At 39.1% G+C, this 17,321-nt stretch carries 16 protein-coding genes; 9 read left to right on the top strand and 7 right to left on the bottom strand.

Features of this window, described 5'->3' with window-relative positions; all coding sequences use genetic code 11:
- Positions 1–20 precede the first annotated feature (20 nt).
- Positions 21–371, bottom strand: a complete 351-nt coding sequence (locus RM368_RS00575; protein ID WP_322692233.1) for a hypothetical protein — start codon at positions 369–371, stop codon at positions 21–23.
- Positions 372–620: 249 nt separating this feature from the next.
- Between RM368_RS00575 and RM368_RS00570 the strand changes: the two genes are divergently transcribed.
- The 4 genes from RM368_RS00570 (at position 621) to RM368_RS00555 (ending at position 3,294) form a co-directional block, all read left to right on the top strand.
- On the top strand, positions 621–776 hold the full coding sequence (locus tag RM368_RS00570) for a hypothetical protein (RefSeq protein ID WP_322692232.1): 156 nt from the start codon (positions 621–623) through the stop codon (positions 774–776).
- 62 nt (positions 777–838) lie between these two features.
- Positions 839–1,900 carry a hypothetical protein gene (locus RM368_RS00565; RefSeq protein WP_322692231.1) on the top strand — a complete coding sequence of 354 codons (1,062 nt, stop codon included), beginning with the start codon at positions 839–841 and terminating at the stop codon, positions 1,898–1,900.
- A 36-nt stretch (positions 1,901–1,936) separates the two neighbouring features.
- The gene (locus tag RM368_RS00560) at positions 1,937–2,356 is read left to right on the top strand and encodes a hypothetical protein (protein WP_322692230.1); all 420 of its coding nucleotides are present in this window, start codon (positions 1,937–1,939) and stop codon (positions 2,354–2,356) included.
- Between the two features lie 485 nt (positions 2,357–2,841).
- Complete coding sequence (locus RM368_RS00555; protein ID WP_322692229.1) at positions 2,842–3,294, top strand: hypothetical protein; 453 nt, start codon at positions 2,842–2,844, stop codon at positions 3,292–3,294.
- A 242-nt stretch (positions 3,295–3,536) separates the two neighbouring features.
- Here the strand turns inward: RM368_RS00555 and RM368_RS00550 are convergent, their stop codons facing one another.
- Both RM368_RS00550 and RM368_RS00545 read right to left on the bottom strand, forming a co-directional pair.
- Complete coding sequence (locus RM368_RS00550) at positions 3,537–7,493, bottom strand: DUF2157 domain-containing protein (protein WP_322692228.1); 3,957 nt, start codon at positions 7,491–7,493, stop codon at positions 3,537–3,539.
- A 188-nt stretch (positions 7,494–7,681) separates the two neighbouring features.
- Positions 7,682–9,295 (bottom strand): glycosyltransferase family 39 protein, encoded by a 1,614-nt coding sequence (locus tag RM368_RS00545; protein WP_322692227.1) that lies wholly within the window; start codon positions 9,293–9,295, stop codon positions 7,682–7,684.
- Between the two features lie 907 nt (positions 9,296–10,202).
- Here RM368_RS00545 and RM368_RS00540 point away from each other — a divergent pair.
- Together RM368_RS00540 and modA are read left to right on the top strand one after the other, a co-directional pair.
- On the top strand, positions 10,203–11,171 hold the full coding sequence (locus tag RM368_RS00540) for a TauD/TfdA dioxygenase family protein (RefSeq protein WP_322692226.1): 969 nt from the start codon (positions 10,203–10,205) through the stop codon (positions 11,169–11,171).
- 160 nt (positions 11,172–11,331) lie between these two features.
- Positions 11,332–12,126 (top strand): molybdate ABC transporter substrate-binding protein, encoded by a 795-nt coding sequence (gene modA / locus RM368_RS00535; protein ID WP_322692225.1) that lies wholly within the window; start codon positions 11,332–11,334, stop codon positions 12,124–12,126.
- A gap of 38 nt (positions 12,127–12,164) precedes the next feature.
- Here the strand turns inward: modA and RM368_RS00530 are convergent, their stop codons facing one another.
- The 3 genes from RM368_RS00530 to RM368_RS00520 form a co-directional block, all read right to left on the bottom strand.
- A complete protein-coding gene (locus RM368_RS00530; RefSeq protein ID WP_322692224.1) occupies positions 12,165–12,722 on the bottom strand; it encodes a peroxiredoxin in 558 nt (185 codons plus the stop codon).
- A 57-nt stretch (positions 12,723–12,779) separates the two neighbouring features.
- The gene (gene sipA / locus RM368_RS00525; protein WP_289797541.1) at positions 12,780–13,022 is read right to left on the bottom strand and encodes a regulatory protein SipA; all 243 of its coding nucleotides are present in this window, start codon (positions 13,020–13,022) and stop codon (positions 12,780–12,782) included.
- Between the two features lie 204 nt (positions 13,023–13,226).
- Complete coding sequence (locus RM368_RS00520) at positions 13,227–13,739, bottom strand: P pilus assembly/Cpx signaling pathway, periplasmic inhibitor/zinc-resistance associated protein (protein WP_322670533.1); 513 nt, start codon at positions 13,737–13,739, stop codon at positions 13,227–13,229.
- Positions 13,740–14,100: 361 nt separating this feature from the next.
- On the opposite strand from RM368_RS00520, the gene RM368_RS00515 reads away from it, so the two are divergent.
- The 3 genes from RM368_RS00515 (at position 14,101) to RM368_RS00505 (ending at position 16,731) form a co-directional block, all read left to right on the top strand.
- Positions 14,101–15,366: a sensor histidine kinase gene (locus RM368_RS00515; protein WP_322692223.1), complete on the top strand. Its 1,266-nt coding sequence runs from the start codon at positions 14,101–14,103 to the stop codon at positions 15,364–15,366.
- Complete coding sequence (locus tag RM368_RS00510; protein ID WP_322692222.1) at positions 15,366–16,028, top strand: response regulator transcription factor; 663 nt, start codon at positions 15,366–15,368, stop codon at positions 16,026–16,028. Before RM368_RS00515 ends, RM368_RS00510 begins: the two co-directional genes overlap by 1 nt.
- Positions 16,029–16,227: 199 nt before the next feature.
- A complete protein-coding gene (locus tag RM368_RS00505; RefSeq protein WP_322692221.1) occupies positions 16,228–16,731 on the top strand; it encodes an O-acetyl-ADP-ribose deacetylase in 504 nt (167 codons plus the stop codon).
- An 83-nt stretch (positions 16,732–16,814) separates the two neighbouring features.
- Here RM368_RS00505 and RM368_RS00500 read toward each other — a convergent pair whose 3' ends face one another.
- Positions 16,815–17,240: a nucleoside deaminase gene (locus RM368_RS00500; protein ID WP_322692220.1), complete on the bottom strand. Its 426-nt coding sequence runs from the start codon at positions 17,238–17,240 to the stop codon at positions 16,815–16,817.
- Positions 17,241–17,321 lie beyond the last annotated feature (81 nt).

Here is a 17,321-nt window from a genome sequence, read left to right as displayed (position 1 = left end):
CTTTATCCTTTAGCTAGTAGTCAAACAACACCTTGGCGCACAGCACGCTTGCGATCGCTTTTACGAGTACCCCCAGCCATCTGATACTCATGGCTATTATTACCATATTTATAAGCAATACCACGCAAAATTTTCTCAGAATAGTCTGCTAAATCCTGTTCATTTTCGACGAGCTGGGTTAGTAAGACATCAATAGTAGAGAGGGTGGTATTGTATGCTTCTAGAGATTGCCGCACCATTTCGATTTTTTCAGTGTAATCTTTGACTGTTAATCCCTCTCCAACATCGAGAGTTTGACTAATAGATTTAACGCTTGCTAGACGTAGTTCAGCTTTGCCAAGAGTACGTGAATTGCGTTTTCGCCTTCCCATAATTAATACTCATTTTCTCAATTTCTTATAACTCTATAGTGGACAATTATTGAAAAGGTTGTCATACGTGGAATTGTTGATTTTTCTGAACAATCCCAAAATTTATCTTCTTTATACTAATTCGTAATTACTAATTCTGAATTACCAATTACGAATTGACATAACATCAAAGCGGAAGTTGCTACAGCTTGCGCAAAACACGGAAACGTGAAAGCAGAAGTTGCTACAGCTTGCGCAAAACACGGAAACGTGAAAGCGGAAGTTGCTACAGCTTGCGCAAAACACGGAAACGTGAAAGCGGAAGTTCTTACAGGGAAGGCGGAAGCTGCTACAGACTGCGCGAAACACGGAAACGTCAACCCTGGAGCAATATTTTTTGATGCGATCGCAAAATTCCGAAATTAACTAATTGGGGAGTGGAGAAGGAAACAACAGTGATTTTCCCAATAGTGCGAGAGTAAGTAAAAATGTTCAAAAAAAAATCTTTAATCAGTGTCGTTATTCCGATTGCTGTTTTGTTAGGAAGTTGCGGAGCTAATTTTAAGTCTGTAGAAGACTTTACCAAGAGCAAAGAAATAGTTGAACGAGCTTCTAATGATTTTGCTGAAGATATTTACCAATCTTGTTTACGACGTACTAGATATATCAAATTAGTTCCCGATAATGGAATCCCTTATCGCAACGAGCGGCGAGAAAGTTGTGAGACAACTGAACGAGTGGATTCTGATAATTTTAAAACAGGAGTCAGTGTTTTAATTGACTATATGGATGCTCTAGGTGCCATAGCAAGCGGAAAAAATTTATCTTTAGATAAATCAATAAATGACTTAAGTGAAAGTCTCCAAAATTTATCTATTAATAGCAACAAACTAGATTCGGATGCAGTGGATGGAGGCAGTCAAATTCTTAAATTCTTATTTGATTTAGCGACTAAAAAAAATCGAGAGGATGCTCTCCAAAAAGCGATTGTTTGTACTAATGAACCTATTCATAAATATATTACTGGCAATTCGGTTCCAGCAACTGATGAGAATGGGGTCGATCTTTATAAACCTGCTAAAGGAGGCTTAATATTTCTTGTAAACAACAACTATCTTAGTAAGGAAGGAACTTTAGGCATAGAAGCAAACGCAATTGATACTTACTATAAATCTTACTTTCTTACTTTAAATGAGTTAGGCAAAGAGCAAATAAGTTCAAGTAATTATCAACAAGTTATTGACAAAATTACAGTAGGTGAACAATTAACAGAAGATTATAATAAAGCTATGAAAATAGTGAGTGAAAAAGAACAGGCGGGTAGGGCTTACAATCAGCTTCTTGTGATTACAGTTAAAGCTCATAATCAACTAAGCAAAGAATTTGCAGAAGGGCTAAAACCCAAAGATATTAATCAACTATGTCAGTTTAATGCTAAAGTTTCATTAAAAAAAATTGATGATAAAAAAATGAAGCGTATTCAAAGAATACTCAATGAATACGTCATCTCAGTCAAACCTCTAGTCAAAGAAGTCGATCGCGCTTTTTAATTAGATTTTATCTAATTTTTTCTCATTGCCAATTCATTGTTTAAAAAAGGAGAGTTATTATTTATGTCCTTGAGAGATAAGATGATAGAATTAAAGACCACTCTTGAAGAAAGAGCAACAGAGCTTTTCAGGGCTAAAACAATTACTCCGAATCAATTGGAATCAATTACTAATGAATGCCAAAAAATTTTGGATTTTGCTGCCAAGATTAATAGCATAGAATTAAATAAAGTTTTAACTGATATAAATGAACCAGCCCAAAAAATAAGTGAAGCTACTAATTCTCTCGATCGCGCGGCTGCAAAAATTCAAGAATTTCAGAATTTTTTTGATATTTTAACTCCATTAATCAGATTAGGGGAAGCTGTTTCAAATGCCATTGTAAGCGGCGGTGTAGCTGCAATTGGCAATATAGTTGGGGAACTTAGAGATGTTGGCGATCGCCTTAATACCTAATACCAATACTTTATGAAGCAGCGCCAAATTTTCTTTATTTGGTACAATAGTAATCCTGAATGATTCGTGAAAAAATGTAAGTAATATTTACGACTAAAGAGGGCTAGTAGTAATGTGGATGCGATCGCTAACAGAGTTTATTTAACAGAACCAAGACAAACGTGAGGTAAAACGAGCAATTGCAGTCAAGATGTTACTCTCAGGACACAAGCTTGGCGATGTTGTCACCTGTGGATATTAATGGTGTAGAGCTAGACACTGATAAAAAGCTAGTAGTTGAAGCAAGCAGTATGTATCCCACTGATTAAATTTATGAGGTTGCTGTTTGTAGAGAGGTTCTTAAATCATCTTCAACATTTTTTTAGCGACGATCGTTGCTGCAAATATGTTTTTTTAAGTTTTGTCTTAGCATTAAAATTTTCTGGTATTTATTGATTTTAATTTAATTAATGCAAAGTATAACTTAATCAAAAAGGAAGTCAGAAATGATTAGTACTTTAACTGTTTATCAAATTAGAAAGACTACAAACCGTTTTGTTATTGGTACTGCGGCAATGGCTATTGCTTGCAGTGGCATTGCTTTAACTCCAACTACGGCTAATGCCGTTATTAGTTACTATTCATGTAGTAAAGGAGGTTTTACAGGCACAATTGTAATCGATCACACTCCCAACGGAAAATTTCTAGGTCCAGTAGTAAGAATCAACTATAAAATTGACAAGGGACGTAATCGCGGCGGTAATAAAGCAAATATTTATTACGATGACAAGGGAGCTCTAACACAAATCACTACCGGAGATACAAGCATTCAAGATAATAATCAGCATGAGTTGGGTGGCCCTTATATACCAGGTCGTCAAAAAATCCTTGCTACGTTCATTTTTGATAAAAGCTCCGCTCCCGATCCTAGTTGTTCTATCACAATTCAGGCTCCATAGATCGCAAAGTTTTTCAGAAACCTTACCAGTCATTCATTTGTGCTGGTATCGAAGGCAAGAGGTTGTTTATGGTCAGTTATCACTAAAGACAATTTAATAGTATTATCAGCTAATTGAGTTCAAATCGTTATTGGCTATGGGTTACAGGTTCTACAGTCTGATAACGATTTGAAAACGATTTGACGATCGGGGCGGCAATGTGGATGCGATCGCTTGTCTAATTAATTTAATCTTTAGCTTACCTATTCCCATGATTGAAATTCATCAATAGCGCTACGAATTAAGGAAGTTATTTGAGCGCGCCTGGTTTCAAAGTTGGCGGCGATATAAATCAATAAAATGCCAACTAGCAAGCCAACAACCCATTTTAAAAAAGAGTACTGCAAGCTGAAAATTACCGATTGATAGATTGTAGTAATTAAAAAAGTGGCTGTACCAATGTAGAGAAAAGCTCGTACTCGTAAAGCTAATCCAGCAAAAATAGCGATGAGACTAAAAACACCCGGAATCCAAGCTGTATTTTGATTAAATAAAATTGCCCAACCACAAATTAAGCCACTCCCTAGCACTCTCAGAAGATGACGAGATGTTTTGTACTCTGGTAACTTCAGTTGGGTATCCACTTGAGCAATATAAAGCAGCGATAAGCCAATGGGTGTTACATACCACAAAGCATCAGTCAGGTGTAAGGAATCAAACCAACGATAAAGTGCCCAATCAATCAATGCCACACTAATATAGGTGAAAACATCCGTTTCACCTACTTTTGCTAAAAAGATGTAAAATCCAGCTGCGAGTACTAAGGTAATCGGGTAAGTTTGCAGTCTGGTTTCCCATAAAATTATCAGTGGTGTGATGTATGCAGCTTGTTGCCAAGGTCTTTTAGACCAACCCCAATTTTCCCAAGGTAAAACGTACAAAAAGTAGGCTACCACACAAGCGATCGCACCATTCCAAGGAACTAATGGCCCAGCCCAAAATCGCCCTACTGCTGTCTCTCGCCAATAAATCCTCATCCCGGCTACCTCTAATAAACCAAGGTAAACCCACATCTCGGCGATTGTAATTCTTCCCAAGATCCTGGGGGAAGTGGGTAAATTTCGTCCCTGAAAGACGGCGTAGCGAATCAAAAATACTCCCGTTCCCAATCCCACCAAACGGTTAACTGCAATGGGAAGAGGAATAGCAGCCATTAATAAACAGCTACTCCAAACCCAGTGAATATGAGCAATTCTTTTCAATTCTTGGGGAGTTAGGTGTAAGTAACTAACAAGCCAAGGTGACAAAATGCGGTAAGCATACATGATACTCGCGCCAAGGGCAGACATGGCAATTAATCCATCACCTAATGCTCCTCCTGAAGCTTGTGACATTTGATAGAACAAAAGTTCATAAGCAGAAATTGATACGCCAATAATTCCTAAATACAGCAAGGGTTTGAAGCTTGCGTGGCGTCGCCCCACGCCAATAATAATTAAAGCTACACCCAAGGAATACAAACCTGTCCATTCGGTGAAGGTGTTCAAACGCAGCAATACACTGAATGCACCATAAATTAATGGCAAAATGTGCAGGCTGCTAGGAAACCTTTCTAATTGATGTCGTCGCCGCCACCACTCGCCGACAAGTTGAGTAATTAAACCCAAGGCGATGTTTGCGATCGCAATTCTCACAATTGAGCGTTCCCCCAACCCTAACCCTTGGGCAATTAACAATTCCAAACACCAAGCAATGCCATAAAATGCCCAATTTGTCGGTTCACGCCAACTGCGATAAACAATGGCTGCCAAGGTAATTACAGTGGCAATTAAGAACAAAAATCCTGAAGTCGTAAACCCTTGGTAAATCAGTATTGAGTGCAGCGTCAAACTTAATAATTCAACACTACACAAAGCGATCGCCCATTTATCGCTGGCGGCTGCATAGATAACTGCTAATTCGTTACCGCGTCGGTTGAAAACAGTCCGCGCTAACCATAGACTGAGAGTTGCGATCGCTCCGACAACAAACCAACCTGCTACCGCTAGGCGAGGTAAACCAGGTACACCCGTCCACAGCAGCACGCCAATGAAACTTAAAACAAATCCTTCTGTAATTACCGCAGATACTTGGTTGCGCAAATAGCGGGTATTTACAAACATCAATCCAGCACCTACAGCCAAACCGATTAATCTGATTCCTGGTAGCTGTAAAGTTAGTAACTGGGCAACTATTACAGCCAAGACACTCAAGTAACGGCTAGTAAGCCGTCGCTCTATAATTGCGGCATTGGCAACACCTGTAAGAGCTAAAGGCGTAACTAGCCATAAAACTCCCCAATCAGATCGGTTATCAGTGATGCCATACCAAGATGATTCTGAATTCATCCACAAAAAGAAAAAACTCGCTGCGGCTAATCCTAAGCCGATATCCCATGCACTACGTTGCCATAGTCCTTCCTGCAAACTGAATCGCCATTCTGCAACCATCAGAACCAATAAAATACTTGCCCAACCTTGTTGAGTCAGGCTGGGGAATAACCAATTAATCGTAAAGCAAAATGTCAGCACCCCCATGATATGAGTTAGGTATACCAGGGGAAGGGATGAGGGGGAGCGGCGTTGAGTAACAAATGCCAGAGTGGCGGTAGAAAATAGCAGATTTAGCGATCGCAATGGAGGATTTACAAGAGCGATCGCTGTTAAAAAAGCTCCAAATAACAGGGTAAGCAGTTCGCCAAATTTAGCTAATCCTCGCTTTTGGCGGCGATACAAACTATCTGTAAGCGCCACCATCAAAATTACGTAGGGAAATAAAGCTATACCCAGTAGCGCCCAAGGTTCATTTTGAGAATTGGTGAGTTGGGTAGTAGTTGCGATCGCTAATTTCTGTAAGTTATCGGGTACTAATCGCCAACCTAGCAAAATCGTCTCTAAGCCGATGACAAAAGCCTCTGCAAAGTCTCGCTTTAAACTGTATCGCCACAAGCGACTCCCCACAAACCACAAACCCAAACCACAGACAGCTATTGCTTGCCAAGGATAATTTACTACCGATACCACCCAACCCAGAAAGAGTAAAACCCCACCAAGTCTTTCCCAGAGTAAGAGGGATGAAGGAGACAAGGGGGACAAGGGAGACGAGGAGGATATTAATGTTACTTCCCCTGCTTCCCCTGCTCCCCCTGCCCCCTGCCCCCTGCCCCCTGCCCTCCTCTGCTCTGCTAACCAAGTCATCAACCAGCCGCAAATGCCAATAGCTAACCCCAACAGTGCGACATCTACTTTGGTAACAAAAATTGCCCGCACCAACAATACTATTAAAGAATAAATAATTACAGTAGCAGGTAAACTAATACTTAACCTACGGCGATCGTCGCTGACAGTATGAGGCTGTTGGAAAGGATTGTGATAAATGGTAATGATAGTTGTGGCGATCGTTGCCAGATAAACAGCAATTAAGGGAAATCCTCTTAATTGCCAACCCCAATGTAGATAACTCAGCCCTAGAATATTTACCAGAGGTAATTTGCCAGTATGCAAATTGGTAAAAATAGTCCGATTTTTGGAGAGTAAAACAGTTATAGCAGTCAGTGTAGGACAGGCGATCGCAACTACAATCCAATCCACAGGATTTTGCCACAATTTGAAGCTATCCATTGCCCAAAAATTCACTGGCACCAACAAAAGAGTGGCAATCAGCAATGTTTGAGCCGTCAATCTGAGGTTATTTTGCCTAGTCGCCCAAAAGCTTAATCCCCAAAAACTCAAAGTATAAGCAAATAAAACCCCGTACTGTCCAGCAGCGGGAAACCTCGCCCATTGACTAGCAGCCAGTACCCCAGAAGATACAACTACCAAGAAAACCCCTAGAAAAAGTAGCCAACGCACACTCAGTTCTGCCCCCAAAGACTGCAACATTGTGCCGATGAAGTTGGGTTTAGCTGGTTTTTGTTGTGGTTGTTTACCGCTACTAGATTGTAAAGCTGCTACAGGCAACTGCTGCACGGGGTCGGAAGTTGGAAATACTACCTTTGTATGAGCTTCAGTCTGGGGTTGCAACACCACCGCACACACCAGAAACTCTCTACATAACTGCCTGACTTGGGTATCAGATATCAAACCTAAACGCAACCATATATCCAGTCCTTCCAATAATTGAGGATGGGAAGATGGCAATCTGATTTCAATTTTTAACGGGCGCTCAAGGGGCGATGACATAAGCGGCAGCAATACCAGTATATACTTAAATTATTTGTTTAATTAAAGTATATTTTGGCTCTAACTGTGCAACTTATCAGGCTAATTGATATTAATTTTTAACCGATAAGCGAGATTCAAATGCCAACTATCTGCTTTTAGTTTCCACTTGCAGTCTCCCAGGCGGTAGATGTGCCCGTATTCTTAGTTTAATTAGCTTTTGTTATTTTCCAGAGAAAGTCGTCTACTTGCTGTAACTTTGAGTTATAAACTTTTTCAATTCCAGCTTTTAAGAAATCAGATGGCTCGAACAAGAATAAAAATATGTCACTAAAGCCATTAGTAATCTCTGGTAACTGATTTTTTCCGACAATTTGGAATTGCACTTTTGGATCGATTAAGTTACTAAGTACTTGTAGTGGTGGAATGATGTTATCCTCATCACTAATTAAAAGTGGTTTCTTAGTTTGATTAATAATATGAGCCATTTGAGGATATTTTTGGTATTTATCAGGGAATTGGTTCCACCAAATCTGCGGTTGAGAGTGAACCATACAAGATACAACCTCGCTCATAACTACCATAAATGCTACAAGTGACCAAAACTTTTTTTGCCAAGCTTTAGTAGAAATAGACGTAATCTTAGTGGTAAATAGGTAAGCAACAGCTAACTGTATCCCTAAAACAGAAGGAAGTGTATATCGACTAGTAGCATATCGTTTTAAAAAGACGAAATCTATTATCAGTAAGGGAAGCCCTACTGATGCAATTAAGGTTAAAACAAATAACCAAACTTTTTTAGAGGTTCTTCGACATAAAAAATAGATTGAGTAGCCGATTATAACTAAAAGAATCAATATAAAAGGAATTAATAAAAACTTAAGTTTTCCAGGCTCGTTAGGACTAATACCTAAATCAATAAACGCACGACTAAAGATACCAGCCCACCTTACAGCTGACATAAATACTGTTTGTTTAATATTTGCCCAAGTTACTGCTTCTGGCTGAGGATTGGTAATAATAATCCAAATCCAAGGTACAAAAGTCATAAAACCCGCAAGCGATGATAGCAGGTAAGAAATTAATGTTTTACTCAATCGGAAGCGTTCGATTGTAATTACATAAATTCCTTGTGCAAAAGCAACCAAGGTAAAAAATAGATGAGTATAAAACCCTATTGATAATGCTGCTGCATAAATAAACCAATTAACATTTGTTTTCAGGCGCATAGCTCGCAGCAGTGCTGCACTCGATATTAAGATGGCTACTATTGCTAAACTATACGATCGCGCTTCTTGTGCATACACGATATGAATAGGTGAAACAGCTACCAACCCGATGGCTATCCACCCTACTAGTGAAGACTCAAATAATTCTTGACATAGCCAATAAAGACAAGGAAAGGTAAGCAGACTAATAAATGCCGAAAAACTTCTGATCGCTGCTATCGAATTGCCAAAGTACTCTACCCAAAACCGGGTCATCAAGATGTATAGTGGCAAAATCTGCGAGTCTTCTACAATAACTCCTTTAATTGTATCAATTGCATTTTTTTCAGAATTAGGATATTGGTATTTATGTAAATCTTCTATGCCAATCAAACGACCATTACCTAATTGCTTCTTCATTTCTGACTGCGTATAGCCAGATATGCGTAATGACGATAAAACTTCATCACCCCAATAAATTTTTTTATCAATATTAACGAAGCGAAAAAATACACCTATTACTAATAGAATTATAATTAAAAAACGTAACCAATATTTAGAAATAGTCCATTTATGTGATATCTGCGTTTTCTTTTGTGGTAATTCCTTTTTCATGTAGTTTTCGATCTCCTCAAGGCTTAATCAATCTTGGTAAAAAATAAACTGATAATTGTTTATTAGCCTGTTCTCATGAAAAAAGCAAATTAGAATATCTGAACCAAAGAGTAGACTAACATGAAAATTTATCTAATTTACGAAATAAATAAAAGGTCTGATTTTCTGATTAATCAGTATCAAATTGTCTATAAACATTTTAATTAAAAATTTTTATTCAAAAGAATTATTTCAATAGTGATTTTGCAGCTTTTTACAATATGTAATTATGATAAATATAATTGTTTCTTTGTCATCCTACAGTATAAATTAATCCATAAATAAAATACTTGTGTGAAAAATAAAAAGATTTAATAAACTTTATATGAAATAACTCTAAGTACGTCTTTGAGTAGCGAATAACATAGAGAGACCAAGTAACTCAGCGAGAAAAAATGCAATGTATATGAAGAATTAGGGTGTATTATGCCATAGACTAACGTCCCTGAATTGTTGACGTTCTGTTGTAACGCATCCTACATTGAAATTTCTTAACATAGCTTGAAATATTAACCCCGACTTACTGAGTGTGGAATCGTCGAAAGTTCCAAAAAGCACTTGCAGCAAAAATTTAGTGCTTTCTCTGTACCCATTTAATTACTTAGCTTGCTTGCTTCTCACTGGATCTGAGAAGCTTCTTAATATCTGTATTCCGAATTTTTACTTACCTTTTCCCGGACTAAATCGACTATTGTTACAGCAGTCTAAAATATGGCGAGTAAATACTACGGTAAATCGATCAGTTTATAGTACTATATTTAAACTGCGATCGCTTCCTTTGGTATGTAGCCATTAAGCGCAAGCAACATATCTCAAGTAAACGGACGAGTGCGAACACGCCCGATCGATCAAACTATGGAGAATTGAGATGAGCAACAAACACATTGAAGTCAAACAGGTAGCAGGTTTCATCGGTGCTGAAATCAGCGGCGTAGACTTGTCACGTCCTTTGCACGATGATGCAGTCAAAGAAATTCGTCAAGCACTATTGAAGTGGAAAGTCGTGTTCTTTCGCGGTCAAAACATCGATCATGCAGCACAGATTGCATTCACGGCTCGTTTTGGCGAAGTGACTTACGCACATCCCCACGAAGACGAGCCGATTGAAGGCTTCTCAGAAATCTTGCCCATTGACCGCAGCCGTTACGAGCGGCGTAATGGTCTGCGTCGTTCCAGCTACGAGAGCCGTTGGCACACCGATGTTACAGCAGTTGTCAACCCACCTGCGGCATCAATTTTGCGTGCGGTTAATGTCCCTAGCTTCGGTGGTGACACTCAATGGACAAATCTAGTTGCAGCCTATGAGGGTCTGTCAGCACCCCTACGGGCGTTGGCAGACACATTAAAAGCCGAACATCGCTTCAATGCGCGTTTGAATTTGCCCAGCAACAGCAAGATTGCCCAGCGCATCGCAGCCAATCCCCTGGTTTCAATCCATCCAGTAGTAAGGGTTCATCCTGAGACTGGTGAACGCGCGTTGTATGTCAACCCTGGCTTCACCTCGCACATTCTTAACGTATCACGACAAGAGAGCGATCTGCTGCTTGAGTTGTTCTTCAACCAGATTACCAAGCCCGCCTACACCACCCGCTTCCGCTGGAATAACGGTGACATTGCATTCTGGGACAACCGCGCCACCTCTCATTTAGCCCCTCAAGACTTGGATCATCTGGAAGTCGAGCGCGTCCTCTATCGCACCACGATCACGGGCGATGTTCCAGTTGGGCCCGATGGTTTCCGATCGCAAGTGGTTGAAGGTGAAGCGTTTAACAGCGAACTACCAACCGTATTGAAGAACAAAGCTGAGAAGCTAGAAGCAGTATCAGCACTTTCATAAGCTACAGAGCGGTAAACAAGGGCTACGCTGTTCGTAGCCCATACCTACTAAAGTTTTTCGAGCCAGAATTTTACCGATATAGTTGGTTATATATTGGTATCTTTGGTACTATTTTACCTAACGTTAATTTTATGGAAGAAACCCTTCAAACGCCTTTTCTATGAAAAGAAGACAAATTTTTGGCTTTTTGGGTATAGCGATCGCTGGCTTGCTGCTAGCAATTGGTTTACCGTTGTTTAATCCTTCTCCTGTAATAGCACAGTCGAACACAAACATACTTGTGTCCGCAGCTGCCAGCTTAAAAGATGCACTGGAAGAAATTAAGCCTTTATACCAACAAAATAAATCAAATATCAATATTAATTATAACTTTGGGGCTTCTGGTGCGTTGCAGCAACAGATTGAGCAAGGTGCGCCAGCGGATATCTTTATTTCTGCTGGCAAAAAGCAAGTGGATGCTTTGGAACAAAAAGGACTGTTACTACCAGGTAGCCGTACTAACCTAGCAAATAACCGTCTAGTCTTGATTGTGGCTCAGGATGTTGTTGGCATCAATAGCTTCTACAATTTAACAGATAGTAAGATTAAAAAAATTGCGATCGGTGAACCCAGAAGCGTACCCGCCGGTCAATATGGCGAGCAAGTCTTGAAGAAATTGAAACTTTACGATCGCCTCAAGTCGAAGTTTGTCTTTGCTAACAATGTGCGTCAAGTTTTAGCAGCAGTAGAAAGTGGTAACGCCGAAGCGGGTTTAGTTTATGCCACTGATGCCAAAATTTCCAACAAGGTAAAAGTCGTAGTTACTGCTGATGATAAATTTCATTCCCCAATTGTCTATCCGGTAGCAATAATTAAAAGCAGTAAAAATCCTTCTGCTGCCAAAGAATTTGTTCAGTTTTTATCTGGCAGTGAAGCCAAAACTGTACTCAGAAAATATGGGTTTATTGTGAGTTAAAATAAGGGGCTTAAGCCCCTTGTCTTGTTAATTGAAGTTTAAGAAGCTGTGGACTGTAATTGTTCTAGTCGTGCCAGCACTTCTGAACTGTGAATAGTTGGGTTGACTTTGACAAAAGTCTCGCGCAAGACGCCTTGAGGATCGATTATGAAACTGTGGCGCATAGATAAAAAGCCGAGCCACGAACCGTAAGCTTTGCTCACTGAACCATCAGTGTCAGCCAACAAGGGGAATTTGAGTCCTTCTGAATCACAAAATTTGGCGTGGGAATCAATGTCATCAGCACTAACGCCAATTATCTGAGCATTTTTTTCGAGGTATTGGGGTAAGTCTTGCTGAAAACGACGAGCCTCTATAGTACAACCAGAGGTGAAGTCTTTAGGATAGAAGTACAGAACTAGCCATTTACCGCGCAAGTCAGAGAGGGAAATTTTGCCATCACCTGTGTTGGTTGGCAAAGTAAACTCAGGTGCGGGTTGATTAATTGCCGGAAGTTTACCACCCATAGCATCAGCAGCAGGGGTAAAATTCAGCCAGCTGATGATAGAAATACAGCTGGCAAATAATATGCTTAAAAAAGTACGGCGGGAAATCATGGTGTAAACCAGAATTACAACTTTACACAAGTTTACAATTCTTGGTTGCGAGAAATCTTATTCTAAGTGAGATTCGGCAGGGGTATCTGTGCTTTCGATATATTGACTATCTAGGAGAAAGACACCCCTAGCAAAGCGAATCCCCCAATATCCACCGGGTCTGCGGTCGATGACTATACCTTCTTCGCCTATGTGAATTACATTAGGGGGGCGTAGCATGGGCATAGGTTCAGCAGTTTTGACATAAGCTGGTAGCGCCACAACACGGACTTTACTACCAATTGCGAATTCTTTGGACATTTTAATCAAGCGGAGTTTTGATTAACTCATAACTCAAAACTAGCTTGAAAGTCTACTAAATTGAGCAGGGGAATAAATAGGGAAAGGGAAAGGGGATGAAGTTTTTCCCCTTTCCGCATCTTCTGCAAGAAGTCTATATAATCTATTTTGGGATTGAGATGGGCGGCACTGCCCACCCCAGAATTATTATTTTTTGAAAGATGATTATTGAGGATTGCCTTGTTGACGGCGTGAAGGAGCATTTTGACGGAATTGCTCTAATTTTTGACGCTGTTCTGCGGTTAAGACTGCTTGAATCTGTTGTTTTTCAGACTCGCGGATTTGTCGCATTTGGGTTTTTTGGGCTTCAGTTAGATTTAAGTCAGCAAAACCACCCTTTCCTCGACGTTGACCGGGTTGCCGTTGACCTGTTTGCCCTTGAGCTTTACGCGCTTGCCATTCAGCCCGCCGTGCTTGTTTCGCTGCCTCTAATTTTGCTTTTTGTTCTGGGGTCAAAACTGCTTCAAATTTGGCGCGACTATCGCGGCGAATCGTTTGAATTTGGGCTTTTTGGGCATCTGTTAGACCCAACTCTTTCCAAGGGCCTCTTTCTTTTTGTGGAGTTTGTGCAAGTAACAGGGGTGAAGGAGAGGCTGTTTGAGCGTGAACAGCAAAGGAGGTTGCAGTTAAAGTGAGAGCGATCGCGGAAGCAACTAGCGATAATGCTTTGAGTTTCATTACTTATCTGGTGGGTTTTTCCTGGTTGGATGCCACCATCATAAGAACTTATCTTCAGCAGTTACATGAGGAGAAAGTCATGGTTATATCCATGACTTTAGTCATGATTGACAATAGATAGTTAAGAGTTAGAAGTTAGGAGTTAGGAGTTAGAAATTATGAAAATTTTGATTATGATGATTTCATAAGGCATTATTTAGCTGATTAACTAACTGTTTTGTTCTTTTAATTCAGTTTTGATTTCTCACTCAGCGAAAAAATTAAGTGATGAAAGCATCTGCTCAAATTATCGGAACTATTAACTTTTAATTCCTAACTTATAACTCATAACTCATCACTTTTAACTGGAGCAACGCGATTAATGAGTCGTCCAATTGAAATTAATAAACATCCTTTTCCGTCTCTGCTTTATTTGGAGTGGACATTACTGGCAATCACCGCATTGACAGCTGTGATACCACCTCCGTTACGGCGATTTCGTCCCAAGCCTCTAGAGCTATCAATTTGTGGTGCATTTCCAGACTTGTCAGTTTGTAGCATATTGCCAGAATTATCAATTTATAGTTTGATTATTTTTGCAGGAATGGGCTTAACATTACCCAGAAAGAACCAAACAACTAAGGTAATATATACAGCCATTGAAATTTTATTAATTTTAATAATTGGACTTTTTGGAGAAAGGTTTGCTCGGCTTTTTCCTTTTTTATATATAATTTTAGTGACTCGTAGTTGTCTGATTTTTCAGTTAAATGGACGCTTATTCGTTACAGCTTTGTCATTTGCCTTATTTTTAGTTACTACACAACTAAAATATCAGTTATTCAATTTTCAAGCATCGCCGCAGGCACAAGAGCGATATCGATTTTTGATTTTGAATTCGTCGCTAGTATTTGGCTTAAGTTTGGTTTTTGTATTGTTGATGATGAATGCAGTTTTGTCTGAACGGCAAAGTCGAGAAAAGCTAGCTCTTGCTAACGACAAACTCCGTCAATATGCCATGCAAATTGAAAATCAAGCTACTTTAGAAGAACGTAACCGCATTGCTCGTGAAATTCATGATTCATTAGGACACTCTCTGACTGCTTTAAATCTGCAATTAGAAACTGCTTTAAAACTATGGCAATCTAATCCAGCTAAGGCTGAAACATTTCTCGCAACTGCAAAGGAATTGGGTTCAAAGGCGCTAAAAGATGTTCGTCAATCTGTTTCTACTATGCGTTCTAATCCCTTACAAGAACAATCTTTAGAAGATGCGATCGCTAGTCTTTCAGAAAATTTTTATCGCTTTAATGGAATATTACCAATTTATCAAATTAACCTGGAATATTCTCTACCACCTGAAATCAATACTGCTATTTATCGAATTACTCAAGAATCTTTAACTAATATATCTAAATATGCGTATGCCACAGAGGTAAAATTGGAACTCACTACGACTAAAGGCAATTTACAATTGATAATTCAGGATAATGGTAAAGGTTTTGATGTCGGGCAAAATACTACTGGTTTTGGACTTCATAGTATGCACGATCGCACTTTAGCACTTGGGGGTCAGTTTAATATTAATAGCGCTCTTGGCTCTGGCTGCAAAATTACAGTTAATATTCCATTAACAAGGTTAACATAATGATTAAAGTCTTGCTGGTAGATGACCAAAGTTTAATTCGCCAAGGATTAAGAGCGTTATTGGAACTAGAACCAGATTTAGAAATAGTTGGAGAAGCAGAAAACGGGGAACAAGCGATTAATTTGGTTGCAGAATTTCAGCCAGATGTAATATTGCTAGATATCAGAATGCCGATTATGGATGGAGTTGCAGCCACAAAGGAAATTCAAAAACGTTTTACCAAAACTAAGATTTTAGTACTAACGACTTTTGATGACGATGAATATGTGTCAGCAGCTTTAAAAAATGGGGCTATGGGTTATTTATTGAAAGATACACCATCAGAAGAATTAGCTGTTGCTATTCGTGCCGTTCATAAAGGATATACTCACTTAGGCCCAGGTATAGTTAAAAAGCTGTTGACTCAATTTTCTCCTGTTGCACCAACTCATTCGCCGCCTGTACCATCTAGTTTAACTGAACTTACTCCTAGAGAAAAAGAGGTTTTGCGGTTAATTGCTACAGGCGCTAGTAACCGAGAAATTGCTCAGGGACTCTACATTTCTGAGGGAACGGTAAAAAACCATGTTACAAATATTTTAAACAGATTAAATTTGCGCGATCGCACTCAAGCGGCGATTTGGGCAAATACATATTTATCGTATTTGAATGAGCCAAGTTAAATAATTCGTAATGACGCTCCTACGTTGCCAACATGATTATTCACTGAGGTACTTATATTAATGAATCAATCATAAACCATGATTTAATAAATTAGGAAAAAGCAAGCACTCGCTCATTATATTATGCAGAGCAATTGTTAAGCTTGAAGCTCAAAATATTGTATTATTTAAATTAGTTTTGATTAAGCTTAATTGTTTTATGGAAGTCATTTTGGGTGATATCACAAAGTTAGAAGTTGATGCCATCGTCAATGCTGCAAATACTAGTTTGCTTGGGGGTAGCGGCGTAGATGGAGCGATACACAAGGCATCTGGATCAGACCTAGTTGATGAATGTAGGTCACTTGGAGGATGTCAGATTGGCGATGCTAAACTAACTAAAGGATATCGCTTACCTGCAAACTTCATCATTCATACCGTAGGCCCAGTATGGCGAGGAGGTAATCACGGAGAACCCGAACTTCTGGCTCAGTGTTATTATAAATGTATGCAAATTGCTGCAGAGAAAAAGTTTAATAGTTTGGCATTTCCTTGTATTAGTACTGGCATTTATAAATATCCTAAAGCTTTAGCGGCTGAGGTGGCAGTGAAAATATGCGATGAACAGCTACAAAAGAATGGTCATCCACAAAGAATAATTTTTTGCTGCTATGACCCAGAAAATTATGGAATATATACAAATATTTTAGGACTTACGCATTAGACCAAAGATAGACCAAAGATAAAGAACAAGATTTTTCGAGTGTGTTTAGAATAACTACTCATAAAAAGAATTTTTTGAGTAGCTTATTTAAATAATTCCAAACATTCATTTTTTAAAATATCTTTTGTAACTTTGATTTTCTTAGATGACTTATCGATTACCTCTTCGCAAGATATACTAATTTGTGATTGATTTACAGTAATTAAATCTTGAATTGAAGCACCATATACAATCTCTGATAAACCACTCCAAACACAAGCAGTTGCACACATCGGACAAGGTTCGCCAGTTGTATATATGCTATAACCTTCTAAAGAGGGGTTTTTCAGTTTAGCTGTTAAACTACGAATAGCATTGATTTCTGCATGGGCTGATGGATCGTTGTCTCTCTTTACAGTATTATGAGCTACGGCAACGACTTCGTTATCTTTAACAATCACTGCACCGTAGGGTGCATCGCCTTTTTTTGCTTCTGCCAATGCTAAACGCATAAAAAATTCTGGGTTCATATAAGCTGAGGTTAACATAAGGATAATGGTTAATCATATCGTATTTCTAATGTTATAACTGGAAATTAAGATGTTTTAATG

It is taken from the genome of Nostoc sp. DedSLP03 (assembly GCF_034530815.1).
Taxonomy (GTDB): domain Bacteria; phylum Cyanobacteriota; class Cyanobacteriia; order Cyanobacteriales; family Nostocaceae; genus Nostoc.
Note: the sequence above shows the minus strand (reverse complement) of the source record. Positions and strands in the feature narration are given on the sequence as shown.